Source organism: Listeria sp. SHR_NRA_18, assembly GCF_003856515.1.
GTDB classification, from domain to species: domain Bacteria; phylum Bacillota; class Bacilli; order Lactobacillales; family Listeriaceae; genus Listeria_A; species Listeria_A newyorkensis.
The window spans coordinates 278,248-301,720 of sequence record NZ_QPKR01000004.1 but is presented as its reverse complement, the minus strand read 5'-3'; the positions used below and the strand labels follow the sequence as shown (position 1 = coordinate 301,720).

The 23,473-nt window shown below is 43.5% G+C and carries 22 protein-coding genes; 15 read left to right on the top strand and 7 right to left on the bottom strand.

Annotated features, from left to right (window positions below):
* Positions 1-14: 14 nt before the first annotated feature.
* Positions 15-992, top strand: a complete 978-nt coding sequence (pta, locus tag DUK53_RS08480) for a phosphate acetyltransferase (protein ID WP_036132920.1) — start codon at positions 15-17, stop codon at positions 990-992.
* Positions 993-1,045: 53 nt separating this feature from the next.
* On the opposite strand, the gene pdxT is transcribed toward pta, so the two are convergent.
* Together pdxT and pdxS are read right to left on the bottom strand one after the other, a co-directional pair.
* The gene (gene pdxT / locus DUK53_RS08475) at positions 1,046-1,612 is read right to left on the bottom strand and encodes a pyridoxal 5'-phosphate synthase glutaminase subunit PdxT (RefSeq protein WP_036132919.1); all 567 of its coding nucleotides are present in this window, start codon (positions 1,610-1,612) and stop codon (positions 1,046-1,048) included.
* Position 1,613: 1 nt separating this feature from the next.
* The gene (gene pdxS, locus DUK53_RS08470) at positions 1,614-2,501 is read right to left on the bottom strand and encodes a pyridoxal 5'-phosphate synthase lyase subunit PdxS (RefSeq protein ID WP_036132918.1); all 888 of its coding nucleotides are present in this window, start codon (positions 2,499-2,501) and stop codon (positions 1,614-1,616) included.
* A 984-nt stretch (positions 2,502-3,485) separates the two neighbouring features.
* Between pdxS and DUK53_RS08465 the strand changes: the two genes are divergently transcribed.
* Entirely contained in the window at positions 3,486-4,904 is a 1,419-nt protein-coding gene (locus DUK53_RS08465; protein WP_036132916.1) for an aminotransferase-like domain-containing protein, read from the top strand.
* 64 nt (positions 4,905-4,968) lie between these two features.
* On the opposite strand, the gene DUK53_RS08460 is transcribed toward DUK53_RS08465, so the two are convergent.
* Both DUK53_RS08460 and DUK53_RS08455 read right to left on the bottom strand, forming a co-directional pair.
* Complete coding sequence (locus DUK53_RS08460) at positions 4,969-5,310, bottom strand: YxeA family protein (RefSeq protein WP_036091143.1); 342 nt, start codon at positions 5,308-5,310, stop codon at positions 4,969-4,971.
* 16 nt (positions 5,311-5,326) lie between these two features.
* Positions 5,327-5,689, bottom strand: coding sequence for a YxeA family protein (locus tag DUK53_RS08455; protein WP_036132915.1), 363 nt, complete (start codon positions 5,687-5,689; stop codon positions 5,327-5,329).
* Between the two features lie 190 nt (positions 5,690-5,879).
* Here DUK53_RS08455 and DUK53_RS08450 point away from each other — a divergent pair, with 190 nt between their 5' ends.
* The 12 genes from DUK53_RS08450 (at position 5,880) to mreB (ending at position 20,047) form a co-directional block, all read left to right on the top strand.
* Positions 5,880-7,214, top strand: a complete 1,335-nt coding sequence (locus tag DUK53_RS08450; protein WP_036091148.1) for an MATE family efflux transporter — start codon at positions 5,880-5,882, stop codon at positions 7,212-7,214.
* Positions 7,215-7,652: 438 nt separating this feature from the next.
* A complete protein-coding gene (locus DUK53_RS08445; RefSeq protein WP_036091150.1) occupies positions 7,653-9,929 on the top strand; it encodes a ribonucleoside-diphosphate reductase subunit alpha in 2,277 nt (758 codons plus the stop codon).
* Between the two features lie 71 nt (positions 9,930-10,000).
* Positions 10,001-11,050 (top strand): ribonucleotide-diphosphate reductase subunit beta, encoded by a 1,050-nt coding sequence (locus DUK53_RS08440; protein WP_036091151.1) that lies wholly within the window; start codon positions 10,001-10,003, stop codon positions 11,048-11,050.
* A complete protein-coding gene (locus DUK53_RS08435) occupies positions 11,047-11,487 on the top strand; it encodes a flavodoxin (RefSeq protein ID WP_036091154.1) in 441 nt (146 codons plus the stop codon). The genes DUK53_RS08440 and DUK53_RS08435 overlap by 4 nt, the downstream gene beginning before the upstream one ends.
* Positions 11,484-11,813 (top strand): thioredoxin family protein, encoded by a 330-nt coding sequence (locus DUK53_RS08430; RefSeq protein ID WP_036081872.1) that lies wholly within the window; start codon positions 11,484-11,486, stop codon positions 11,811-11,813. Before DUK53_RS08435 ends, DUK53_RS08430 begins: the two co-directional genes overlap by 4 nt.
* 228 nt (positions 11,814-12,041) lie before the next feature.
* A complete protein-coding gene (locus DUK53_RS08425; RefSeq protein ID WP_036132914.1) occupies positions 12,042-13,070 on the top strand; it encodes an AbiH family protein in 1,029 nt (342 codons plus the stop codon).
* A gap of 332 nt (positions 13,071-13,402) precedes the next feature.
* Complete coding sequence (locus tag DUK53_RS08420) at positions 13,403-14,842, top strand: PTS mannitol transporter subunit IIBC (protein ID WP_036091161.1); 1,440 nt, start codon at positions 13,403-13,405, stop codon at positions 14,840-14,842.
* A 14-nt stretch (positions 14,843-14,856) separates the two neighbouring features.
* Positions 14,857-16,941 carry a BglG family transcription antiterminator gene (locus tag DUK53_RS08415; RefSeq protein WP_036132912.1) on the top strand — a complete coding sequence of 695 codons (2,085 nt, stop codon included), beginning with the start codon at positions 14,857-14,859 and terminating at the stop codon, positions 16,939-16,941.
* Positions 16,942-16,943: 2 nt separating this feature from the next.
* Positions 16,944-17,378 carry a PTS mannitol transporter subunit IIA gene (locus DUK53_RS08410; protein WP_036091166.1) on the top strand — a complete coding sequence of 145 codons (435 nt, stop codon included), beginning with the start codon at positions 16,944-16,946 and terminating at the stop codon, positions 17,376-17,378.
* Positions 17,375-18,520, top strand: coding sequence for a mannitol-1-phosphate 5-dehydrogenase (locus DUK53_RS08405; RefSeq protein WP_036091168.1), 1,146 nt, complete (start codon positions 17,375-17,377; stop codon positions 18,518-18,520). Before DUK53_RS08410 ends, DUK53_RS08405 begins: the two co-directional genes overlap by 4 nt.
* A gap of 46 nt (positions 18,521-18,566) precedes the next feature.
* A complete protein-coding gene (locus tag DUK53_RS08400) occupies positions 18,567-18,869 on the top strand; it encodes a nucleotide pyrophosphohydrolase (protein ID WP_036091170.1) in 303 nt (100 codons plus the stop codon).
* 161 nt (positions 18,870-19,030) lie between these two features.
* Positions 19,031-20,047, top strand: coding sequence for a rod shape-determining protein (gene mreB, locus DUK53_RS08395; RefSeq protein WP_036091172.1), 1,017 nt, complete (start codon positions 19,031-19,033; stop codon positions 20,045-20,047).
* Positions 20,048-20,119: 72 nt separating this feature from the next.
* Here mreB and DUK53_RS08390 read toward each other — a convergent pair whose 3' ends face one another.
* Together DUK53_RS08390 and DUK53_RS08385 are read right to left on the bottom strand one after the other, a co-directional pair.
* Positions 20,120-20,581, bottom strand: a complete 462-nt coding sequence (locus DUK53_RS08390; RefSeq protein ID WP_052165019.1) for a GNAT family N-acetyltransferase — start codon at positions 20,579-20,581, stop codon at positions 20,120-20,122.
* Between the two features lie 41 nt (positions 20,582-20,622).
* Complete coding sequence (locus DUK53_RS08385) at positions 20,623-20,802, bottom strand: hypothetical protein (protein WP_036091175.1); 180 nt, start codon at positions 20,800-20,802, stop codon at positions 20,623-20,625.
* Between the two features lie 264 nt (positions 20,803-21,066).
* On the opposite strand from DUK53_RS08385, the gene DUK53_RS08380 reads away from it, so the two are divergent.
* Positions 21,067-22,083: a PTS sugar transporter subunit IIC gene (locus DUK53_RS08380; RefSeq protein WP_036091177.1), complete on the top strand. Its 1,017-nt coding sequence runs from the start codon at positions 21,067-21,069 to the stop codon at positions 22,081-22,083.
* A 908-nt stretch (positions 22,084-22,991) separates the two neighbouring features.
* On the opposite strand, the gene DUK53_RS08375 is transcribed toward DUK53_RS08380, so the two are convergent.
* Positions 22,992-23,465, bottom strand: a complete 474-nt coding sequence (locus DUK53_RS08375) for a GNAT family N-acetyltransferase (RefSeq protein ID WP_036091180.1) — start codon at positions 23,463-23,465, stop codon at positions 22,992-22,994.
* Positions 23,466-23,473 lie beyond the last annotated feature (8 nt).

Genomic DNA, 23,473 nt, shown 5'->3' with positions numbered 1-23,473 from the left:
AGGAAAAGGAAATTATGAGTGATTTATTTACAACGTTAAAAGCGCAAGTAGCAGGAAAAGGTTTACGCATTGTTTTACCAGAAGGCGAAGATGCGCGTATTGTTGGCGCAGCGGTGGAGCTTTTGAAAGATGGTATTGTAACACCGATTCTTTTAGGCGATAAAACGGCGATTGCGGCGGCTGCGAAGGAACTGAATGTATCGCTTGATGGCATCGCAATTCATGAGCCAGCAACAGATCCACTTTTTGACGAGTTGGTTGCAGCGTTTGTGGAACGTCGTAAAGGCAAGGCGACAGAAGAAGACGCGCGCAAAATCCTCGTTGACCCGAACTATTTCGGCACGATGTTGGTTTATACTGGAAAAGCGGATGGCCTTGTGAGTGGCGCAGCGCATTCTACAGCGGATACGGTTCGCCCAGCGCTACAAATTATCAAAACAAAACCTGGCATTTCAAAAGTAGCGGGCGCGATGATCATGGTACGCGGCGACGAAAAATATGTTTTCAGTGACGTAGCGATCAACATTGCACCTGTTGCGCAAGATTTGGCAGAAAATGCAATTGTCAGTGCGGAAACAGCATCTGTATTCGGCATCGACCCACGCGTTGCGATGCTTAGCTTCTCGACAAAAGGTTCGGCTAAGTCTGAGGAAACCGAGAAAGTGGCTGAGGCAACGGCAATCGCGAAAGAAAAAGCGCCTGATCTAGTACTTGACGGCGAGTTCCAATTCGACGCAGCGTTCGTTCCTTCTGTAGCAGCGAGCAAAGCACCAGACTCCGTTCTTAAAGGAGACGCGAACGTATTTATTTTCCCAAGTCTAGAAGCAGGAAACATTGGTTACAAAATTGCGCAACGCCTCGGTAATTTTGAAGCGGTTGGCCCGATTTTACAAGGCTTGAACGCGCCAGTGAACGATCTTTCTCGTGGCTGTAATACGAAAGATGTTTACAATTTAACGCTAATCACTGCGGCACAAGCTGTAGCAGAATAATTGCATACAAAAATACCGATTGCGGACTTATTTTCGCAATCGGTATTTTTTATTTAGAGTGACGCAATGAAAAGCTCTAGTAAGCGTGTGTCACCAGTTAGTTCAGGATGAAATGCGGTGACGAGAATTTTTCCGTGTCTTGCCGCGACGCATGTATCATCAACAGTCGCGAGAACCTCCACTTGTTCACCTATCGAGGCGATGTAAGGCGCTCGAATGAAAACCGCTGGAAACGGCTCGCCCTCCAAACCTTTTATCGCAATCGCCACTTCAAAACTATCTTTTTGCCGACCAAAACCATTTCGCATTACAACGGTATCGATTAAACCGAGCGTTTCGTCGTCGCTACCGTCGATTTCGCGTGCCGTCAAAACCAATCCCGCGCATGTCCCAAAAACACCTTTTCCAGCTTTCGCGAATGCCTGAATCGTTTCGAATAAATCGTACTTCTTCATGAGCCGGCGCATCGTAGTACTTTCGCCACCGGGTAAAATGAGCCCGTCGAGATCCTGCAACTGATCGGGATGCTTCACGGCAACTGCAGTGGTACCAGTCCGTGAAATCGCGTCTAAGTGTTCCGATACAGCACCTTGAAGTGCTAAAACACCAATTTTCTTCATGTTACCAGCCTCGATCTTGCATACGATCTTCAGGGTTTAAACGAGAAATCTCGATTCCCTTCATTGCTGCACCGAGTTCTTTGGAAAGTTTGCCAATCAGTTCATAGTCTGTGTAATACGTCGTTGCTTGCACGATCGCGTTCGCAAATTTAGCCGGATTATCCGATTTGAAAATACCCGATCCAACGAAAACACCATCCGCGCCAAGTTCCATCATCAAGGCAGCATCCGCAGGCGTCGCGACACCACCAGCCGCGAAATTCACGACCGGCAATTTACCAAGCGCTTTAATTTCTTTTAAAAGTTCATAAGGAGCGCCTAAAAGTTTCGCTTCGGTCATTAGTTCATCGTCACTCATCACGCTTACTTTGCGAATTTGGCTGTTCACTTTGCGCATGTGGCGAACGGCCTCCACGATATTACCAGTTCCAGGCTCACCTTTTGTACGAAGCATTGAGGCACCTTCGCCGATACGACGGAGCGCTTCGCCAAGATCGCGACAACCACACACGAAAGGTACGGTAAAATCGCTTTTTAGAAGGTGGAATTCATCATCAGCAGGGGTCAAAACTTCACTTTCATCGATATAATCGACGCCCATCGCTTCTAATACGCGAGCTTCAGAAATATGACCAATCCGAGCTTTCGCCATGACTGGAATCGAAACCGCATTCATCACTTCCTCGATAATACGCGGATCGGCCATACGAGCGACGCCACCCGCGGCACGAATATCAGAGGGCACCCGTTCCAGCGCCATAACAGCCACAGCACCAGCATCCTCCGCGATTTTCGCTTGCTCCGCGTTAATAACGTCCATGATAACGCCACCCTTTTGCATCTGCGCCATACCTCTTTTTACCAAATCACTACCAGTTTGCTTTTCCATTTGATCCATTCCTCCTTTATATATGTAGAACTTCTGCCTTGGAAACCTGTCCACCTTATGGTAAGCTAAAACCAAATTTTAAGAAACAGCCAATTGGAGGGGAAAATGGTGGTCCAATTATGAAAAGCTGAGGAAGCCCGTTATGTTGATGAACTTTCAAACCGTTGTTTGGTTTGATTTAGTGAATCAATAGGCAGTTGAACAAAGTGAAACTGACAACCTTTTATTTGTTAGGGGGCGCAGTGAAAACCCTCCTTTGGTTTTTGCGGAGGCACCGAAAATTCCGAGAGGCTGGCTGTTGGAGCTGGATCTGGAAACGATGATACGTCAAAAATCGGAGCGTTCCCGCAACCATGATTGCTAGATGAGGAATAACTACCGAATTATTATTAGTCTTGCTCTTGAAGTTAGATTTAGAGGCGCAAGTCATGATGCGGAAAAAGGAAGGCAGTTTTATTACATTCCACTGCATATTGAGGTTCTAAAAAAGCACACGACGCTTTTCAAGAACCACAACAAAGCTAGATCTGGAAACGATGATACGTAAAAAAATCGGCGCGTTCCCGCAGGCGTGATTGCTAGATGAGGAATAACTACCGAATTATTATTAGTCCGGCTCTTAAAACTAAATCCAGAGGCACAAGTCATGACGCAGAAAAAGGAAGGCAGTCTCATTACATTCCACTGCATATTGCGGTTCTAAAAAAGCACACGACGCTTTTCAAGAACCACAACAAAGCTAGATCTGGAAACGATGATACGTAAAAAATCGGCGCGTTCCCGCAGGCGTGATTGCTAGATGAGGAATAACTACCGAATTATTATTAGTCCGGCTCTTAAAACTAAATCTAGAGGCACAAGTCATGAGGCAGAACAAGGGACGAATGCTCGCTTTGCTCACACTCATATTGAGGCTCTAAATCGGCAAGTGATGCCTCATAAGAGCCACAACAAAGAGCCACAACAAAACAAGGAGGAATCGCCATGTGGAAAATCACAAAAACAGAATCATTCCCAATCTACCAACAAATCATAACGCTTATCGAAGACTGCATCGAAGTAGGCCAATTACTCCCCGGCGACAAAATCCCAGCAGAGCGCGAACTCGCAGCCATGCTAAACGTCAATCGTTCCACGCTAGTCAAAGCTCTCGACGAACTCAGCGCACGTGGTATTATCACGCGTAAACAAGGCAGTGGCACCCGAATCAGCGAGGATAAATGGGGCGTTTTCACCGGTCAGAAAACTAACTGGCGTCATTACGTCACGCAAGGTTCCTTTTTGCAAGCAACGCCCTACATGGATAAAATGAAGCAACTCCTGCGCGAATCGCCGGATGACGTCATCGATCTTGCTTCTGGAGAGCTCCCAGTTCACCTCATTCCAAAAATCTCGACCCCAGCCCTATCTTGGCAAAGTTTCTTAGCGGAAGAAGATAGCGAAGACACGGCAGGTTATCAACCACTAAAAGCAACGATTCGCGACATGATTGCGCGAGATCACGATGTCAAAACGAGCCTAGATCAAATTTTTATCACATCTGGTGCGCAACAAGCCTTGTTCCTAATTACGCAATGCCTATTAACGAGCGGGGATGCGATTGCCATTGAATCACCATCTTATTTTTATGCGCTTTCGATATTTCAGTCGGCTGGCTTACGAATCTATGCGTTACCGATGGACGAAACTGGCGTGAAATTAGACGAACTGGAGCAACTTTACCGCAAACATCGCATCAAAATGGTATTTGTCAATCCAACTTTTCAAAATCCAACAAGTTTGACAATGGGCACAGAACGCCGGGAAGCACTCGTGAAATTATGTGCCAAAATCCAAGTTCCAATCGTAGAGGACGATCCATACAGTATGCTAGCCTTCACCGACCAGCCGATGCCGCCACTTCTAAAAAAATTAGACCCTGACAACGTTCTATACATCGGTTCTTTATCAAAAGTCATGGGCTCCACGACGCGTATTGGTTGGCTTCTTGGCCCTGCGGCTGTCGTGACGAGGCTTGCCGAAGCGCGCCAAGAAATGGATTTTGGACTCAGTATTTTCCCGCAAGTTTTGGCGAATCACGTTTTGAATGATCTTGGTTTTGACAAACATATTGTTTGGTTACAAGAAACATTAAGGAGGCAAAGGGATACACTTATTGCGCATTTACCGGAGGGACTCACGTACCATATCCCAGAAGGCGGATTTCATCTATGGTGCCATTTACCTGACACTAAAATGTGGATGAATCGGGATTTTGATATTTTCTTAGAACATAAATTACTAGTGATGCCAGCCTTTTTATTTGGTATTAAAGAGCCGTCGATTAGACTGACTTTTGCGAGATTAAATGAAACGGAATTAATCGGTATTCAGAAGAAATTAGCTGACATTATCACTGGATAGGAGCATATCAAAATAAAAATGGTGTTACATAAAAGGCGACTGCCCTCCAATGTAACACCATTTTTTATTGCTCTGCATAATATTGAATCGTGGATGGTAATTTTTTTACTTGTTTGTAGTTCGCGACAAATTGGTTATTCGCAACATGAATTTTGAATTTCTTGTTTTTCGCTAGTTTATCAGGTGAGTAAAATGTGATGTTTTCCGAACTTCCATCTTTTTTATAGGCTTTCAATGTGTATTTATAGCCGGAAAAATGGTTTTTCTGGATTTTCTCCCCGTTCGTATTCACATCTACAAAATAGGCCTTGGCAGCAGCATCTGAGGGCATACCATATTCAAATACGACACATAGTGCAATCAATAATCCTGCTAACACGAGTAATAATCCTTTTTTGTTTTTCATTTTCCTCAACCTTTCTTTACTTGTTTAATTGATCAGCGGCTTTTTTTGGAACGTCCGCCTGCTTAACTTCTTGATAGGACGTCACGCCTTTATCACCTTTTACAAATACTTCGAGGTAGGCGCCTTTTCGTAAGTTCTTTTGGGCGATAAGCTCGAGTTGTTTTTCTTTACCATCTTCGTTGTAACCGGTGAAATCGTAATTATAGTCTGTATAAGTGGAACCATCGCTTGCTTGGCCGCTTGTTTTTTTACCGTCTGTTTCTACTTTTATATAATAGGTATCAGCGCCGATTCGATTAAAATTCACAAAACGCATGGCCAGCAATCCGCCGCCGATGATAATAACGATAACGATGAGTGCAATCATTGCTTTCTTCATGGGATGTCAACTCCTTTACTTGATACATTTATTATAGCGTGCAAAAAGATTTGGTTCCCGCTTCTTAACTAACAAAAGGGATGCCGAACCTTACAATTTTGCAATGTTGGCTGTCATGTTGCAATTTTTACGATAATGTGATTAAATGGTATAGTTGACTAATTAACGTTAGGTTAGGAAGTGAGAAGTTATGAAAGAAATGGACACAAGAATGGAAACGGACTCGGTTTTGAGGGTTTTTCTGAGGTATTTAATTCCTTCGCTCGTTGGGATGTTGCTGATGTCGGTGAATATTGTGACGGATGGGATTTTTGTAGGACATAGACTCGGTGGGGTAGCGCTTGCTGGGATTAATATTGCGGTGCCGGTGTTCTCGATCTTCACGGCGATCTCGCTTTGGATTGGGATTGGTGGCGCGACGCAATACTCGTTCGCTCTAGGTGAGAAGAACATTCCGGAGGCGCAGCGCATCTTTACTCGTTCTATTATAATGGTGTTTGTCATCACGATTACGCTGGCGGCGATTGCATTCGTGTTCCGGGTGCCACTGGCGAATGTGCTGGGTGCGAATCCGGAGACGTTGCCGTACGTGATGGATTATATGACGATTTTGCTGATGTTCGGTTTTGCGTTTACGATTGAAAACATTTTGAGTATTTTCGTACGTAATGATGGTGATCCGAACCTTTCTATGATCGCGTTAATTGTGACGGCGATCGTGAATGTGATTTTGAATTATTGTTTCTTGTTTATTTTGGACTGGGGTGTGAGCGGTTCAGCAGGCGCAACAATCATTGCGGTTACGGTTGGAATCGGCGTATTATCGATACACTTTTTCAAAAAAACCTCGCGCTTAAAATTCGTGAAATTCCGCTTTACGAAAAATTCGCTTGCCAAAACGTTCTCGATTGGATTGCCGAGTTTCTTGTCGGAGCTTGGCTTGTCGGTGTTCACGATGGGCTACAATATCGCAATTGCAGCGGTGGCGGGAACGGCTGGCGTCGCGGCATTCTCTGTGCTGAACTATACGCATAGTGTGATTTTGATGTTGTTCCTCGGGATGAGTTCGGCGATTCAACCGCTGATCAGTTACTATCGTGGCGCGAAACAACAAGATCGGGAGCAGCAAACAATGCGGCTTGCGATTATAACGGCGATTGGCACAGGGCTTGTTTTCTTCGTCGGTGGCTTTTTCGGAGCAGGCCATATCGTAGCGATGTTCGGTACATTTAGCCAGGAGATTGTGGATTTGGCGACGGTCGCTGTGCGGGTTTTCTTTGCGGGTTACCTATTTATGGGCTTCAACTTCGTGATGATGACGTATTTCCAAACGAGTGGCCGCGTAGGCATGGCGATTTGGATTACGGTCGCGCGCGAAATGCTGTTCATGGTAGCCTTCCTGATCATCTTACCGCCGTTTTTCGGAGCAGAAGGTGTTTGGGCATCGATTCCACTTTCAGAAGCTGTGGTGGCCTTGTCGATCGTGATATACGCGAGACGCAAGCATATTTTCGGCAAAGTATAATAAAGTTAGGAAATCCGTGTCTTTATCGGCATGGATTTTCTAATGTTTGTGAAATAAATAAACCATAAAAATCCTGCTACTAAATGTGGTATAAGATGTTGCTCTAATCACAACTTGTAGTGGTTGACAAACGTGAATTTTGTGGTCTCATTCACAAAGAATTTTGCTTAAAAATAAATTTAAAATCCGAAAACCTTTGAAATGAAACGCTTCGTATCGATTCTAGGAAAAAAGCCGAGACACAATATCTTGCATTCACATTCGAAACGAGGTACTATATATAGTATCGAAAGCCGTTAAAACATGAAATGCTATTTTAACTTTTACAAAGGATCAGACTTTTGCAAAAGTTAATTTTTTTGTTCGGATGAGGCTCGTTTCGATGGATGAATGAGACCAGGTATAACTTGAAATATTGGGAAGAAATGGGGATTACAAATGACGACTTACATAGTGAAAGACGGAGGGAATCGCAAACTACCTTTCGACAAGGAACGACTAAACAGATATCTGGATACGATTCATGCAGAATTTCCAGCACTTGAGATGGAAGATTACAAGCGTAAAGTGTTTACGTTTATTGAGAAGAAAGAGGACTACGCGGCGGATGAGCTTGTGGATTACTTGATTCGCGAAGCAGAGGCGCGTACGGATGTTCACCTTCCTGCATGGGAATTATTCGCGGCACGACTTTATTTGAACAAGTTATACAAGAAAGCGAGTAAAAATCGTTTTTATAATGACGATGACAAATATGGTTCGTATGTTGGCTTGCAAGAAAGCCTTGGCGAACGTGGCATTTATTCTGGTAGCATTTTGAAAAACTATTCGAAAGATGAGTTAATCGAAGCTGGTGACATGATTGATCCAGAGAAAGATAAACTTTTCACATATAATGGTTTGTACTTATTGGCAACGCGTTACCTAGCGACGGATCAAGCGCGTAATGTGTATGAGTTGCCGCAAGAACGTTGGCTTACCATCGCGCTTTATTTGATGCAAGATGAGCCGAAAGAAAAGCGGATGGATTTAGTTCGCGAAGCTTATTGGGCGCTTAGCAATTTATATATGACAGTAGCGACGCCAACACTTGCCAATGCTGGTAAAGTCGGCGGACAATTGTCTAGTTGCTTCATTGATACGGTGGATGATAGTTTGCAAGGGATTTACGATAGTAATACTGATGTGGCGCGGGTAAGTAAGCATGGTGGCGGCGTTGGTGCTTATCTTGGTTATGTACGTTCTTCGGGTTCTGCAATTCGCGGCGTGCGTGGCGCTAGTGGTGGCGTTGTTCCTTGGATTAAGCAACTGAACAATACGGCGGTTAGTGTCGATCAATTAGGCCAACGTAAAGGCGCGATTGCGGTTTACTTGGACGTTTTCCATAAAGATATCGAAGCGTTCCTAGATCTTCGTCTAAACAACGGAGACCAACGTTTACGCGCACATGATGTGTTCACAGCTGTTTGTATGCCAGACCTATTTATGGAAGCTGTCGAGCGTCGTGGCGACTGGTACTTATTTGATCCACATGAAGTCAAAGAGAAAAAAGGCTGGTACCTACAAGATTTCTACGATGAGCAAAAAGGTGACGGTTCGTTCCGCGAGAAATATGAAGAGTTAGTAATGGATGAAACGGTGAGCAGAAAAATCGTGAAGGCGATTGATATCATGAAACGCATCATGGTGAGTCAACTGGAAACCGGTAATCCGTTCATGTTCTACCGCGATGAAGTCAACCGGATGAATCCTAATAAACACGCGGGAATGGTTTATTCGAGTAATCTATGTACCGAAATTATGCAAAATATGAGTCCGACACGGATGATTCAAGAAATCATTAGTGGCGACCAAATCGTGATTACGAAGCAAGCCGGCGATTTCGTTGTTTGTAACTTGTCTTCCGTGAATCTAGGTCGCGCTGTTACGGCGGAAGATCCAAATACGTTGGAACGCTTGATTGCAATCGAAGTTCGGATGCTGGATAATGTTATCGATTTGAACGAGCTTCCAGTACCACAAGCAACGATTACGAACAAGAAATACCGCTCGATTGGTCTTGGAACTTTTGGCTGGCATCACTTGCTCGCCCTTAAAAATATCGCGTGGGATAGCGAAGAAGCGGAAGTTTTTGCCGATGAATTATATGAGCAAATCAATTTCCTAACGATCAAAGCGAGCGCGGCTTTAGGGAAAGAAAAAGGCACGTACTCCGTCTTTAAAGGCAGTGATTGGAATACTGGCGAATACTTCGAACGTCGCGGTTACACATCAGATGCTTGGCAAGAACTTGCAGCAGACGTTGCGAAAAATGGTATCCGGAATGCGTATCTGCTAGCTGTTGCTCCAAACATGAGTACAGCACAAATCGCGGGCTCAACGGCATCCATCGATCCAATTTTCAGTCCGTTTTATTATGAAGAGAAGAAAGATTATCGCCGTCCAGTTATTGCGCCGGATCTTTCACTTAAAACATACCCATACTATGGCAAAGGCGCGTATCAAGTGGACCAATTCGCAAGTGTCCGCCAAAACGGTCGCCGTCAACGCCATGTCGATCAATCACAAAGCTTCAACTTCTATGTGCCAAGTGGAATTAAAGCAAGTAAATTGCTAGAACTCCATATGTTGGCTTGGAGTGAAGGTCTGAAAACGACGTATTATGTCCGTTCGAATGACATCGATGTAGAAGAGTGCGAATGGTGCTCAAGCTGATAACTAAATAGCGAAACGAGCAAAGCGATTGTCTTTGCTCGTGTTTTACATATCTTGAAGGAGGTTATTATATGACGGATCAAAAAGAAGAATTGCACCGTATTAAAATTTTGGAACCGTTGAGCCCGAATCGCTCAACTGCAATTATAAATGGTGACACGAGTGGCATTTTGAATTGGAATGATATTCCGTATCCATCGTTTTATCGTGCGTATAAAGAGTTATCGACGAACTATTGGATTCCTGATGAGGTCGATATGAAGAGTGATGCTAAGCAATATCCGTTGCTTTCAGAAGAAGAGAAATATGCTTTTGATGCGATTATTGGTTTGCTTGCGACACTTGATTCTCCGCAAACAAGGTTTATTTATAATGTCGCGGAATATATTACAGATCCAGCAGTGCACGCGAATACCGCGATTATTGGACAGCAAGAAGTAATTCATAATGAGAGTTATTCTTACGTGCTTGCTTCGATTACGAATTTGCAAGAGCAGAAACGTATTTTTGAACTGGCGCGGACGCATCCGACGATTGTGAAGCGTAATGAGCCGATTATGAAGTCTTATGATGATTTTATGAACAATAAGACGGGCGAGAATTTAGTCAAAGCGTTGATTCAATCTTCTATTTTAGAAGGTATTAATTTTTATAGTGGTTTTGCTTATTTTTATAACTTGGTTCGTCAAAATAAAATGACGGGAACTGGGAAAATTATTAGTTTTATCAATCGTGATGAATTGGCACATTCTAAGTTTATCTCAGAAGTTATTCGCGCGATTCTTGGTGAAAATCCGGAATTGCAAACAGATGAGCTTGTGGAATATACGCATGAGGCCTTCCGCCACGCCGTGGAACTTGAGACGATTTGGTCGGAGGAAGTGTTGGACGGAATTGAAGGTATCGATGTATCGGAAATGGTGGATTACGTGAAATATCGCGCCAATAAGATGCTTGGTATGCTTGGGATTCCTGAACTTTATCCAGGTCACAGCGAGAATAAGATGTCGTGGATTAAGGCGTATGCAGATAATTTTACCGAGACGAAAACGGACTTTTTCGAAATGCGCAATAGTAGTTACAAAAAAACAAATGTTGACAACGGTTTTGACGATCTATGAGAATCCTCTTGGCGTATGATTCTTTGAGTGGTAATACGAAGATGGTCGCAGAGGAAGTGGAGGCGGAACTTGTACGAGCACAGCATGATGTGACAAGTTTCCGCGTTCATCCCGGAGCCCAGTATCCACTTGAGACGGACTACGATTTGTTCATTTTAGGGGCATGGACAGCTGATTTAGGTAGGACACCGCCAGACATGAAGGATTTTATCGCAGAATTAGGAACGAAACCGCCACACGTCGCGATTTTTGGGACGGGTGAGACACAATGGAGCATGGCCTATTTTTGCGGGGCAGTCGATCGGATGGCAACGTATTTTGCATCGGAGTATCCGCGGTTGAAGATTGAGCAAATGCCGAATAATGAACGGGACCATGTGGCGATTCAGGAATGGGTCGCGGAAGTATTGTCCATGAGAGAAGGGGTAGTAAAATGACAAGTATCGAAATTAAATCAATGGAAGAATTCGAACAACATATAGCAGCTGGAGAACTAGTATACGTGGATTACTGGAAAGACAACTGCCCAAATTGCAAGATGTTAGATCTCTCATTCCAAGAGTTTAAAAATTCATCGATGGCAGATAAGGTGAAGGTATTGAAAGTGAAATTAGAAGAAGTTGGGGAAAATTTCTTTTTTGATCGGAATATTCGTCAAACGCCGACATTGGTGTTGTATAAGGGTGGCGAAGAGGTTTCACGATTGAATGGATTTATTCCGCCGGAGCATATTGAGGAAGCAGTTGTGGCTCAAGAGGCTTAAGAATAGATGCCTATCTCAAGTAAATTGGCGACAAGCGCTTGCATTCAGCGGATTTGACAGACTTCCGGTTCTCACATACACAAGTATGCTCCGCTTCCGGCTTCTGCCAAATCCGCCGAATACAAACGCTTTCGCTCAATTTGTGTGAAGCATAAGTTTAGGCCTTACTCCAAATAAAAAAGTATTATTGTATTGTGGTGTTGCAAAACTAACAAAGGGGACTAGAGAATGGAAATAACATTTTTAGTAGGTAACGGGTTTGATAAAATGCACGGTTTAAATACATCGTATTCTCAATTCTATAGTTGGATAAATAGTAGTGGATTTGACAAAAATAACTTTTTATATAATCAAATAAAAATGGATACGGAGAAATGGTCCGATTTCGAACTTCAAATGGGACAAGCAACGTATGAAATAGCAGAGGGGTCGCTAACCAGTGAAGAATTTTTATTATGTCTGGAAGAATTTAGTAGAGATTTTAAGGGATACATAGAAAAAGAAATCGGTAAATTCGAAATTCCTTCAATTGAAAGAACTCTTAGTGAGTTTCATTCTGAGTTAGACGATAAGGCACAAGATAAAATAAAGCAAACCTTGCAACCAAGAGGTTATAAAATGGGTCAAGGCGGAGGGAAAATTGCTCTGACACCAATTACTTATAATTTTATTAACTTTAACTATACTGACACCTTGGCAAAAAGTTTAGAGAAAGTTGATTGGGATTGTGTGGGAAAAGGTATATCTAATACCGTCACAGGGGGCCGAGGAATTAATATCAATGCTGAGATGGGAAAGCATATTCACATACATGAGACGCTCGCTGGGGGAATGTTTCTAGGGGTTAATGATGTGAGTCAATTAGATGAAAAAAAGTTTAATGAGGTACAATTAGATATTTTAATAAAGCCCAGAAGTATAGAAGAATACGACGATGAACGAATAGCGGAAATTGAGAAAATAATTATGGATAGCTCTATAATTATTGTGTTTGGAATGTCTTTTGGAGCTACCGATAAGAAGTGGTGGGAAAGTATTATTACAAAGGCAGAAGAGACAAGTACCCACGTAATATTGCATTATTATGACGCAGAAGGTAAATTTGAATTAAATAGAGGAAATCATAATAGGTACCTTCAAAATAAACGGGTAGTGCAGGATGAATTACTCTGTCATAAGGGCGATGTTAGCCGAGAGAATAGAAGAAAATTTTCCCCTATCGTGAATAGTAAAATTTTATTTAAAGATAGTAAATAAATCATTTAAGTTAATCCTATTAAACGGTATCATCTGTTATAAATGCCATTTCAGCTAAGTTTTACTTGCTGGAATGGTTGTTTAAGTTTTACTACATAATCAATTTCTCGTTCTCCAATCTTGTCCACACCTCGAGGACAAATTCCAATTTTGATTGTATTGCTATGTTGTTACCGCTATCATACAATGTAGTTAAGAGCTGAGTCGATATGTGAAGCTAGGGTTTGGAAGGGCGCACTTCTAGTAGTGGAACGGGCGAGGCATTGCTTTGGAGCAGAAAACAAAGGGATTCTTTTCTGGATGATTAGGAGAGAATGGAGGAGGACATAAAAATGGAGCAACAACAAGAAAAGTCTGGCTTTCGTGTGAAGGTTCAGCATTTTGGTAGTTTTTTAAGTGGTATGATTATGCCCAATATTGGGGCGTTTATTGCATGGGGACTTATTACGGCATTATTTATTCCGACTGGTCGAATTCCAAATGCGGAGTTTGCGAAACTTGTTGATCCAATGATTAAATATTTATTGCCCCTTCTAATTGCTTATACTGGAGGGAAATTGGTATATGAGACTCGTGGTGGTGTCGTTGGTGCGGCTGTGACCATGGGGGCTATTGTGGGAACATCAATGCCAATGTTACTTGGTGCGATGATATTAGGACCATTCTCGGCTTGGTTGATTAAGCGATTTGATAAATTAATCGAAGGAAAAATAAAAGCTGGATTTGAAATGTTAGTTAATAACTTCTCAGCAGGTATTTTGGCAGGTACCTTGGCCATTATATCTTTAAAAACGATTGGGCCTGCATTGCAAACCGTGAATCAGGCGATGGCTTCGGGTGTTCAATTCCTAATTGATAATCATCTTTTGCCACTGGTTAGTATTTTTGTAGAGCCTGCCAAGGTATTGTTTTTGAATAATGCGATTAATCAAGGTGTATTATCTCCGCTAGGTATTGATCAGGCAGTAAGTACGGGGAAATCGATATTATTCTTGATCGAGACAAACCCAGGACCGGGATTAGGGATTTTGCTTGCTTATACGGTATTTGGTAAAGGAACTGCGAGACAAACAGCTCCTGGCGCTATTATTATTCAGTTTTTAGGTGGGATTCATGAAATTTACTTCCCATATGTTCTAATGAAACCTGCGTTACTTTTAGGTGCTATTGCTGGTGGGATGACAGGGATTATTACATTTAACTTATTTGATGTCGGTTTGGTTGCAACGGCTTCTCCGGGTAGTATTTTCGCAATACTTGCATTGACGCCCCAAGGGGATTATATCGGTATTATCGCAGGAATTCTATTCGCGACGATTGTCTCGTTTACGGTGTCTGCGGTGGTGTTGAAAACGTCGAAAGAGACAGATGATGCGGAACTGAGGACAGCGGAGCAAAAAATGGCTACAATGAAAGGTAAGAAGGCGATGGTAGCTAGTGCGGTTGTTGGGACGACGGATGCGGAACTTGCTGCGGACGGGATTCCGGTTGGCACTAGAAAAATTATTTTTGCGTGTGATGCTGGTATGGGTTCGAGTGCGATGGGCGCGTCGGTGTTGCGGAATAAGGTGAAGAAGGCGGGGCTGGATATCGAAGTTGTGAATTTTGCGATTGCGCAGTTGCCTCCGGACGCTGATATTGTCGTGACGCATCAAGATTTGACGGCTCGTGCGACGGAAAAACTACCAAAGGCCTATCATATTTCGGTGGACAATTTCTTGAATAGTCATAAATACGATGAGCTAGTGCAGAATTTGGCTGACCAGAAATAACTGGGGGAATTTAGATGTATATTTCGGCAAGGACGAGACTTATTTTGGAGCAGCTTTTAATGAGCCATGAACCTGTAGCAACGGCGGATTTGGCGGAATATATGGATGTGAGTGAGCGGACAATTAGGCGCGATTTGAAAGAAGTGGAGGCTGTTCTTGGGTCGTACCAGTTGGCTTTGGAGCGCAAGGATGCGAAGCTTTCGGTGTTTGGCTCGGAATCTAGTCGCCAAGCTTTCAAGTGGCAATTGCTCGACCTTTCTTACAATGAATTCACACCGATGGAACGGCAGCAGTTTATTTTAAAAACGTTATTAAAGGAAAATGAACCGGTAAAATTGATCGCGTTGGCAAATGATCTCAATGTGACGATATCGACGGTCAGCAGTGATTTGACGAAGTTAGAGGACGAGCTAATTGGGCGTGCGGAGATTGAGCGCAAACGTGGATACGGTGTGAAATTGATGGCGGATGAAGTGATAAAACGGGCGCTTCTTAGTGATTTAATCGCGACGACGGGTTCTAAAAATTCACTGTTCCAATTGTTTCAGCAACAAAAGCAGGGGGAAATCGAAACGCTGGCGGATGATCGTTTGCTTGGTGTGATTGATAATGCGTTGATTCAAAAAGTGGAGGAGAATGTGCGGACGTGGCGCAAGGATTTGGCGTATGAGATTACGGATGAGGCGTATTTGACGCTCGTCGTGCACATTTCGATTTCGGTGGAACGGATGATTAGCGGGAATTATTTGCAGGAGATGAAGCCGGAACAGGAGTATTTTCGGAATTTTCCAGAATTTTCAGTGGCGAAAGAATTGCTGGCGGCTTGCTTGGGAATGGAGCCGTTTGTCGTGCCGGATGGTGAAGCGCTTTACGTGACGATGCATATTCGCGGGGCCAAGGCGCAGGATGAGTCGGGGATTTTCTCGGGGAATGAGAATGTGCAGGCGGTGACGATTGCCAAACGACTGATTTCAAAAGTGGAGGCTGAGCTTGGTAGTACGTTTCAGGAAGCGGCGTTACTAAGTGGCTTGACTGCGCATTTGCGGCCGGCGTTACGCAGACTGGATCAGAATATGCGGATTCACAATCCATTGATTAAAACGATTAAGCACGACTATCCGTCACTTTTCCAAATTGTGCGGGTGGCGTTTCGTGAGATTTACCAGCAAGCGGAGGTGCCGGATGAGGAAATTGGCTATTTGGTGTTGCATTTCGGGGCGGCGTTGTTGCAGAAAAATGAGAATCGGGTATTTTCTGGACTGGTCGTTTGTTCGAGCGGGATTGGAACGTCCAAAATGTTGGCGACGCGCTTGAAACAGGCGTTACCGCAGCTCAAGGATTTGCAGAATGTGTCATTGTTTGAGGTGTTGAATCAGCGGAATACGCGCCATTTTGATGTGATTGTGTCGACGATTGATTTAGGAAAAGTGGATTTTGAATATTTCTTAGTGAGTCCAATGTTGACGGATCGGGAAATTTCGCAGGTCGAGGTTTTTTTGAAGCAGAAGGAAATGTTTGTGCCACAAAAGGCGCCGCGCGAGCAAGAGGAGCAGATGACGTTGCTTGAGGCGGTGCATCGTTTGGAAAGTCAGCAGGAGTATGTGAACACGGTTTTGGCGATTTTGAAAGGGTTTCAGGTCGCGAAAATGGAGGAGACGCAACACGATTTGGAAGATACGTTGCGCGCGGTTTGTATGGCGATGTTTGAGCAGGAGCGGGATATCCAAGTCGAGATATTGCTCCGGTCTTTGTTGGAACGGGAAAAGTGGAGTGGTTTCGGCATTCCAGAGACGCGGCTTGCGTTGTTTCATGTCCGAAATGAGTTTGTGCATCAGCCGGTTTTTCAGATTTTTTCGTTGCAGGATGCGGTCGATGTACCGGCGATGGGTGGCGGAAATGTGGCGGCGACGACCTTACTTGTTTTGCTAGCACCGGAAAAATTGGCGCCGCAGGGACTCGAAGTGATGAGTTTTATCAGTGCGATGGCGATTGAAAATGAGGACACGACGCGGTTGTTGGAATCGGGGAATGGTGCGGAAATCACGGCTTTTGTGATTAGTAGATTGAACCAATTTTTAGATGATATGAGGAGGAAATAGGGATGGTAGCATTGAATAATCAAGATATTGCGTTGAAACAGGCGTTTAGCACGAAGGAAGAGGCGATTACGGCCGCGGGACAATTGTTGGTGGATCAGGGTTACGTGGATGTGCCTTATATTGAGAAGATGAAAGAGCGTGACGCGATGACGACGACGTTTATCGGGAATATGGTGGCGATTCCGCATGGTACGGATGATTCGCGGGATATGATAAAAAATTCGGGAATCGTGATTTTGCAGGTGCCGGATGGTGTTTCGTTTGATGGCAATGAGGTGAAGGTTTTGATTGGTATTGCGGGTGCGGACGGCGAGCATATGGATTTACTGAGCAGTATCGCGATTGTGTGCTCGGAGGAAGAAAACGTGGCGCAAATCGTTGCTGCGGAGTCGAAGCAGGAGATTATTGACTTCTTTGAAGGGAGCGAAAGCGCATGATCGCTGTACATTTTGGAGCTGGAAATATTGGTCGCGGTTTTATTGGGCAACTGCTGCATGAGGCGAAATACCATGTCACGTTTGTGGACGTGAACAAGACGGTTGTGAACGCGCTGAACGAGAAAAAGCAATACAATGTGATTTTAGCGGATGATTCGCAGCAAGTGGATTTGATCACAGATGTGAGCGCGATTAATAGCCAGGAAAATCCGGAGCAGGTCATCGCTGCCATTTTGGAAACAGAGCTTGTAACGACGGCGGTTGGACCAACGATTTTACCGTTTATTGCGAAGACTTTGGTGGTTGCAATAAAAGCAAGAACGGCGATTCAAAAACCATTGATTATTATGGCGTGTGAAAATATGATCGGTGCCTCGGCGTCGCTTCAAGAGCGTGTTTACGCGGAGTTGACGGATGCTGAGAAAAAATATGCGGACGAATTCGTGTCATTCCCGAACGCTGCGGTGGACCGGATTGTGCCGAACCAAACGCACGATGACCCGCTGACTGTCCTAGTAGAGCCGTTTTATGAGTGGGTTGTTGAGAAAAGTGCGATTAAAGGCGCGGCGCCAGACGTTCCAGGAATCACTTACGTGGCCGATTTAACGCCGTATATTGAGCGCAAATTGTTCACGGTAAACACGGGTCACGCGGTAACGGCCTATATCGGTCATATGAAAAATATTGATTCCATTGAAGCGGCCATTCATAACGACAAAGTGCTATTCGCTGTTCGGAGCGCGCTCGAAGAAACTGGTGCGTTACTAGAAAAGAAATTCGACTTTGCGCATAAAGAACATCAAGCTTATATTGACAAAATTATTGAAAGATTCAAAAATCCTCACATTTCGGACTATGTATCCCGTGTTGGTCGTTCGCCAATGCGCAAATTAGGCCCAAATGACCGTTTTGTGCAGCCTGCGCGCCAATTTGTCGAAGCTTTTAACGAAACACCAAAAGCACTCGCAGATGCGATTGCAGCGGCTCTGCGATTCAACGATCCAGATGATACGGAAGCTGTAGAGTTACAAGCACTTGTTGCCGCTGTAGGACTTGAGAAAGCGATTGCGGACGTGACAGGAATCGAGAGTTACTCCAAATTATTTGAGAAAGTAAAAGATTCGTATTTAAAATTAGCTTGATATTGTGCGATATGATACACTCTTTTTAAAAGAGGGGGTGGCAACAGTGGAGCAATTAAAGCAAACAGTGCGTCAATTTGTCGAAGCGCGTGGCTGGGAAGGGCAATATGCCTTGCAAAAAGACTTAGCCTTGTCTCTGACGCTAGAAGCAAGCGAACTACTCGAATGTTTCCAATGGAAAACGAGTGAGGAGGCTGTGACGGCGAATCGCGCGGAAATTTTAGACGAGTTGGCAGATGTTTTTATTTATGCGATTCAGATGGCTGATGCGATGGATGTCAGCGTGGAAACAATCGTACAGGATAAGCTGGCGAAAAATGCAAGGAAATATCCGACAAAGAGTATCTGACTCAAAAAGGTACTCTTTGTTGTCTTTTTTTACTTTTTTTTTGGAAATGTTCACGGCTTCGTCATGGATTATATTTTTTAGACCTGATATACTAGAAGAGGATAGCTATAAACGATAAGGCGAATCTGAAAATCAACATTTAGGAAAGTGGGAAAAGAAATATGGGGAAAGTAACAATTGGTATTGATATTGGCACGGCTAATATTAGTATCTACTCAGACATGGAGAAAATGATTTTTCATGAGCCTACAGTTTTAGCATATGATACGAAAAAAGATAAAGTTCTGGAAATTGGCCATGAAGCGAAAGAGTTAGCAGAAAAGACACCGGGCTCGATTGTTGTGCTTAGTCCGTTACAAGGTGGTATTATTGCCGATTTTGATATGACATTACGATTGATGAAGAAAGTGGAAGGCCGTGTTAGCGCGGTTACCGGTAAGCGTTTTAAACAAATGGATTTGATTGTAGCACTACTTCCTGGGGCTACGAATATTGAACGTCAAGCGATTGGAGACATCTTGTTTTCACTGGGAGTCAAGTCGCTTTATTTTATAGAAGGATCGCTCGCTGCAACGATGGGCGCGGGTTTACCGTTCGAGAAACCGATTGCAAACGTGATTGTAGACATCGGCGCTGGCAAAATTTCAACATCGCTCGTTTCCTATGGCGGCATCGTTACGAGTGCCACATTGCGCAAATCGGGTGACGAACTCGACCGTGATATCGCCCAACTGGTTCGCAATAAATATAATGTATTGATTGGTTTAGAAACGGCGGAACAGGTGAAGTGGCAGTTGCATTGCGACACATCGTTGGTGGCAGAGAAGTCGATCGAGATTGAGGGGCGTGATTTAGTGACAGGTTTTCCAATCACGATTGAAGTACCAGCTACTGAATTCCAAGAAGAGATTGATGAATTTTTGAAACGCATTTTGAGCGTGGTTCAATCGACACTAGAAACGAGTCCTCCTGAACTGAGCGGTAATATCCGTGCAAGTGGCGTAACGCTGACAGGCGGTGGCTCACTACTGGAAGGTTTATCCGATTGGTTGCATAGCCAAATTATGGTGCCGGTTCATATGGCACCAGCACCGTTCGAGTCCGTAGCGCTTGGAACGAGCATGGCAGGAGAACATTTAGATCGACTGATAAATATTGAAAAAGTAACGGCACGATAAAAAAGGAATTGAAACATAAGAAAAACCGGGAGATTTTTTATACAATCTCTCGGTTTTTTAGATGTAGAGTTGTTATTTTTTTAGTTTCGTATTTCCATACATAGTGACGGAATCTGGATTACTACTGAATCCATGTTTGCGATAAAAAAAGTCAGATGGATAGCCAATCTCAGTATCCAATGCGATATTTGGAATATCCTTTTGCGCCAAATCAGCCTTTACAAAATCCAAAAAGGCGCCACCAATCCCTTTACTCTGAAAGGCATTAGCAATATAAAAGGAATCTAAATGATACTGTACACCGCGAAACCACGGACGAATGAAGCCGAGGGAGGCCGCGATAACTGCACCAGTAGCGTCGAGCGTAAGATAGCCCTCAAAGGTATTCATAGCGAGTAAGCGATCAAAATAAAGCTTTATTTCTTCGTAGGTCAATACATCATTCCAAGGTTCATCGGTAAAAACATCGATATATAACTGGATTGCATCCTCAAGATACTGATTATCCCAAACAATAAAGCGTGTATCAATCATCGTAATCCTCCGTAGCAAACAATATTTGGTGATGCGATAAACTATCTATATGAATAAGAACGATTATTTTTTCTCTTGGAACGAATCATGAATAGGATGCCTAGCACGAAGAGAACAATGGATGCGAGACAAACGATAAAGCCAATGATTCCAACGATACTGAACGATACGCCAACACCAACGATGCCTAAAACAAGCAGGATTAAACCGATAAGTTTCATTCAAAAACTCCTTTCTTTATGTAGGTATGTAATCTATTATAGCGAAAAAAGTAAGAATTATTAAGAGACTTTTGTCATGAAATCAAAAATTTAATAGACTAAACAAGATATTAAACAGGGGCTAGCTATTTTGTCTATAATAAAGCTTTCGGTGTTAGTTTAAGCGATTCTTCCTCATTTTTGTTTAGTAATTAAAACTTTCTTTGCTTTCAGTCTGTATTCTCGGTAAGATGGAAAGGATTAAACGAGAAAAGGGGATAAGGCATGAAGGATTATATTGTGGACCGCTCTTACAAGGCGTCGATGGGGATAGCGAACGCGGTTTTAGTAACACTTGGCATGGGTTTATTATTGCAGACAATTGGGCAGATGATCGGTTTTACATGGTTAACAGAAATTGGAGCTGTCGGAAAATTATTATTGATTCCTGGGCTTGGCGTGGGGATTGCGATATGTCTTGGTGCGAATACGCTTGTCGTGATTAGCGCGGCTGCTGCGTCGGTTATTGGTGGAGGCGCGATATTGGCGCTTGAAAATGGTGGTTTTTCGATTATTGGCGGGGAGCCAATTGGCGCGATTCTGGCTGTTATTGTGGCGGTTTGGGTCGGTAAACGTGTGACTGGGAAAACGAATTTCGATATGATTTTAATTCCTGCGGCGGCTCTGCTTTCGGGCGGGATTAGCGGATTGTTGTTTTCAAAGATTATGGCGCCGGTTTTGACGTCGGTGAGTGGTGGCATTACGTCGCTTGTGGACGGGTCACCGATTCTTTCGTCGATGGTAATCGCGTTAGTGTTCGCGATTTTGATTCTGAGTCCAGCTTCATCGGCGGCACTGGCGATTGCTTTGCAGCTCGATCCGACGGCGAGTGCAGCGGCATTGATAGGCTGTTCGGTACAGTTTGTTTCTTTTGCAGTGCTAGGCTTCCGGGATAATAATTGGGGCGCGTTTTTTGCACAATTGATTTGCACGCCAAAATTGCAGACGCCAAACATTATTAAGCGGCCGGCGGTGATGATTGTGCCACTTATTTCGGCGGTGATTGCGAGCCCAATCGGCGTCCTTGTTTTCCATTTGCAAGCATCGGCAGAGGTGGCAGGGCTTGGTTTATGCGCCTTTGTTGCACCACTTTTCTTGATTGCGAATTACGGTTGGTTGTCTTTCGGTGCTTTCTTAATCGTCGCTGTTGTGATACCAGCAGTGATTGCACTCGTTGCTCGGCCATTCCTTTTGCGTTCGTCTTGGTTGCGGAGCGGGGATTTACGAGTCGAATTAGAATAACAAAAAAAGAGGATGAAATAGGAAGTGACCTGTTAAAGGGCCAGAACCTATTCATCCTCTTTCCTCGTGATGTGCCGGAATTTGCCTGAGTAATTGGTTTAAATAAATCGGAATACGATAGAATATCTAAAAATAGTTGGTAGATAGAATTGGAAAATCCAGATATTTACTAGACAACTTTGGACTAGTAGATATGACTACCGTGTAACTAAGTTTAGAATTCAATGGTTGAATACGAAACTTTTTCGCTAGCTATACTAAAAAGTGAGGTAAAACAATATTTTAATATAGTTGGAGCGACGTATCGAGATTCCGTATTCCTTGCCTTACGAGTGGATAAATCTCTTGACGCGACCTTTTCATTTACCGTGGTCTTCCTCAAGCTCCCGTAAAACTGACCAATTACTTAAAAACTTCCTTCACCAGACGATATCCGACTATAGCAAAGTTATGGTAACTCCATCCATACCGTCTATATGCACTAAAAGTGAGACAAAACATATAGACTCTCTCGCACGATATTCATTGAAAACAAATACCGCTTTCGTTAACGAGAATAGGGAAAAAGGAGAAACGAATAACTTGTGCAAACAATAATCGTTGGATAATCGAATTTCTTACTACGTTTCAAACATCCATCTTAAATACGGGCTGCTCCGACAATGTCATTGGTTAACTTACTAAACTGACCTTTGGCTCGTGTGGCTAATTTGTCCTTTTCACCTATAAGCTTTTCTTTCAGTCTATGCGATTCTGTCATCCAATCACCCTCTATCGCTTTGATACTATACATTAACCGCTTTTCGCAAAGTTAAAACATAAATAGTAAAAAATGATACATTCGGAATATGCTAAAGTGATTACGGATGGAAAAATGAGCTAATTTTTATGGACGAAAGTAATCGAAATTAGAGGAAAACCGCCATAAAAATGTCATCTACATACTCACCATTGATAATAAATTCGTTGTGAAGCTGGCCTTCTTTTTGGAAACCATGTTTCGTATAAAATTGGATGGCTTTCTCGTTTGTCGATAGGACGCGTAAAGAGATTTTTTTCTTGTTTTCGGCTTTGGCGATGCGGTACAGTTCTTTCATGAGTGCAGAGCCGACGCCGTGTTTTTGGAAATCGGGATGTACAGCGATGTCCAGTGTCCAAACATGTTCGTTACTTTTTAGTGGAATCGGTGAGTGATAGCCTAGAATGCCCGCGATTTTTCCATCGATTTCGGCAACGACTTTGGATGCTGGTGGGTTTTTTAGTAGGTATTCGGATTCGGTATTGTAATGGGTTTCACCGGGTGTTGTTTCGGCTGTCCAAACGAGATGCTCGAGTTCAATCATTCCCGCAGCATCTTGTTTCGTTGATTTTCTGATTAACATAATAAAAC

Bases quoted from the DNA above. Each gene is read 5' to 3' on its own strand.
- DUK53_RS08425 (WP_036132914.1), top strand. From the start codon at position 12,042: ATGGAAATAACATTTTTAGTAGGTAACGGGTTTGATAAAATGCACGGT.
- pta (WP_036132920.1), top strand. From the start codon at position 15: ATGAGTGATTTATTTACAACGTTAAAAGCGCAAGTAGCAGGAAAAGGT.
- DUK53_RS08430 (WP_036081872.1), top strand. From the start codon at position 11,484: ATGACAAGTATCGAAATTAAATCAATGGAAGAATTCGAACAACATATA.
- mreB (WP_036091172.1), top strand. From the start codon at position 19,031: ATGGGGAAAGTAACAATTGGTATTGATATTGGCACGGCTAATATTAGT.
- pdxS (WP_036132918.1), bottom strand. From the start codon at position 2,501: ATGGAAAAGCAAACTGGTAGTGATTTGGTAAAAAGAGGTATGGCGCAG.
- DUK53_RS08440 (WP_036091151.1), top strand. From the start codon at position 10,001: ATGACGGATCAAAAAGAAGAATTGCACCGTATTAAAATTTTGGAACCG.
- DUK53_RS08465 (WP_036132916.1), top strand. From the start codon at position 3,486: ATGTGGAAAATCACAAAAACAGAATCATTCCCAATCTACCAACAAATC.
- DUK53_RS08385 (WP_036091175.1), bottom strand. From the start codon at position 20,802: ATGAAACTTATCGGTTTAATCCTGCTTGTTTTAGGCATCGTTGGTGTT.
- DUK53_RS08445 (WP_036091150.1), top strand. From the start codon at position 7,653: ATGACGACTTACATAGTGAAAGACGGAGGGAATCGCAAACTACCTTTC.
- DUK53_RS08375 (WP_036091180.1), bottom strand. From the start codon at position 23,465: ATGTTAATCAGAAAATCAACGAAACAAGATGCTGCGGGAATGATTGAA.
- DUK53_RS08455 (WP_036132915.1), bottom strand. From the start codon at position 5,689: ATGAAGAAAGCAATGATTGCACTCATCGTTATCGTTATTATCATCGGC.
- DUK53_RS08410 (WP_036091166.1), top strand. From the start codon at position 16,944: ATGGTAGCATTGAATAATCAAGATATTGCGTTGAAACAGGCGTTTAGC.
- pdxT (WP_036132919.1), bottom strand. From the start codon at position 1,612: ATGAAGAAAATTGGTGTTTTAGCACTTCAAGGTGCTGTATCGGAACAC.
- DUK53_RS08405 (WP_036091168.1), top strand. From the start codon at position 17,375: ATGATCGCTGTACATTTTGGAGCTGGAAATATTGGTCGCGGTTTTATT.
- DUK53_RS08420 (WP_036091161.1), top strand. From the start codon at position 13,403: ATGGAGCAACAACAAGAAAAGTCTGGCTTTCGTGTGAAGGTTCAGCAT.
- DUK53_RS08450 (WP_036091148.1), top strand. From the start codon at position 5,880: ATGAAAGAAATGGACACAAGAATGGAAACGGACTCGGTTTTGAGGGTT.
- DUK53_RS08435 (WP_036091154.1), top strand. From the start codon at position 11,047: ATGAGAATCCTCTTGGCGTATGATTCTTTGAGTGGTAATACGAAGATG.
- DUK53_RS08390 (WP_052165019.1), bottom strand. From the start codon at position 20,581: ATGATTGATACACGCTTTATTGTTTGGGATAATCAGTATCTTGAGGAT.
- DUK53_RS08460 (WP_036091143.1), bottom strand. From the start codon at position 5,310: ATGAAAAACAAAAAAGGATTATTACTCGTGTTAGCAGGATTATTGATT.
- DUK53_RS08415 (WP_036132912.1), top strand. From the start codon at position 14,857: ATGTATATTTCGGCAAGGACGAGACTTATTTTGGAGCAGCTTTTAATG.
- DUK53_RS08380 (WP_036091177.1), top strand. From the start codon at position 21,067: ATGAAGGATTATATTGTGGACCGCTCTTACAAGGCGTCGATGGGGATA.